This window comes from Carnobacterium sp. (assembly GCF_032094055.1).
Lineage (GTDB): Bacteria > Bacillota > Bacilli > Lactobacillales > Carnobacteriaceae > Carnobacterium_A.
This window is the reverse complement of record NZ_DAMDAK010000116.1, coordinates 4,828-6,273: the sequence shown is the minus strand read 5'-3', so window position 1 is coordinate 6,273 and position 1,446 is coordinate 4,828. Positions and strand designations below refer to the sequence as shown.

The window sequence follows — 1,446 nt, the reverse complement described above, 5'->3', positions numbered from 1 at the left end:
ACAAATCGTATGATGAGTATTGGGATACAATGAACTGGTTTGCGCGTAAAGAAGCCATTAATGTACCAGCCTTAATTATTTCAGGTTGGTATGATGACAATGGTGCTGGCACAACAGAAGCTATTCAGGTAACCAATACTTACCCCAAAAATAAACGTAAAATCATCTTAGGACCTTGGCTGCATAAAGGCAATGCTAATCGCGATTTGGGAGAGATTGCTTTAGGTAATGCTGCATTAAGGCACGATATTGATTTACAGCATCTCTTGTGGTTTGAACGTTTTTTGAAAAATAACAACAATGGTGTAGACGCTGGACCTGCCATTGAATACTATACTGTTAATGAAAATAAATGGAAAACTGCCGCCCAGTGGCCTCCTGAATCTACCCAAGAAGAGACTTATTATTTAACCAGTACACATGATGCGAGAAGCTCATCTGGAGATGGCAAGCTGACCAAGGCGAAACCTGAAAAAGAAAAAGAAGATGATTTCACCTACGATCCCGATCATCCTGTACCGCATTTGATTAATTTATCAGAAAATGAGATTTGTTTTCCAAATGATTATCATGCAGTTGAAAAACGCCAAGATGTTCTTTGTTATACAACGGAACCTTTTGTTTCTGAAACGACCATTACAGGTCAAATAAAAGTAGGCTTTTACGCTAAAAGTACCGCAGTCGATACAGATTGGGTCGTTCGCTTAACAGATGTTTCTCCTAATGGAACTTCAACCAATTTAGCAGAGGGAATATTGTGCGCCCGCTTTAGAGAAAGTTTTAGTCAGCCTTCTTATCTTGTTCCAAATGAAGTCTATTATTATGAGATCGAAACATCTAAGATTTCTAACCAATTTCTTCCTGGGCACCAATTAAGATTGGATATCACAAGTAGTGCGGAGAATTATATTTTCCCACACAGCAATACGAAGAAAGGTCCAAATTCACTTAAAACGATTCCTGCTGATCAGACCATTCTTTCAGGAGGAAAATATCCTTCTAAAATTACTCTGATGGTAGAAAAATAAATGTTAGAGAAGTTCGAATTCTTACTTGCTGGTAGCAGCTAGTTAAAATTCGAACTTCTTTTATTTTTAGCTAAAAATAAATACAAACACACTATGTAGTGGTTGAAAAACAAAACGATATGCTATATAGTATGTGAGTGAGAAATATAAAAAAAGGAGGTGAGTTTTAAGTGCAGATTTATACAAAAAGAGGCGACTATGGAAATACAAATATTATTGGCGGCCGGACAGTCAAAAAAGATTCTAAGCGAGTCGAAGCTTACGGTACAGTTGATGAAGCTAATTCTTTGATTGGGTACATAATTAGTCAAGTGGACGAGCAAGAAGAAGCTTTAAAAAATGAACTAGTGGAAATACAGCAGTATTTATTTGATTGTGGAACAGACTTGGCGACGCCTCATGGAAAAAAGAACTATAA

1 protein-coding gene and 1 pseudogene are annotated in these 1,446 nt (G+C 36.9%); both read left to right on the top strand.

Going from position 1 to position 1,446, the window contains the following annotated elements; translation table 11 throughout:
• Positions 1–1,028 (top strand): CocE/NonD family hydrolase (locus RT405_RS12720; protein ID WP_313470169.1); only part of this gene is annotated, 1,028 nt, incomplete at its 5' end.
• A gap of 170 nt (positions 1,029–1,198) precedes the next feature.
• A pseudogene (locus RT405_RS12715) lies at positions 1,199–1,446 on the top strand (ATP:cob(I)alamin adenosyltransferase); the annotation flags it as partial.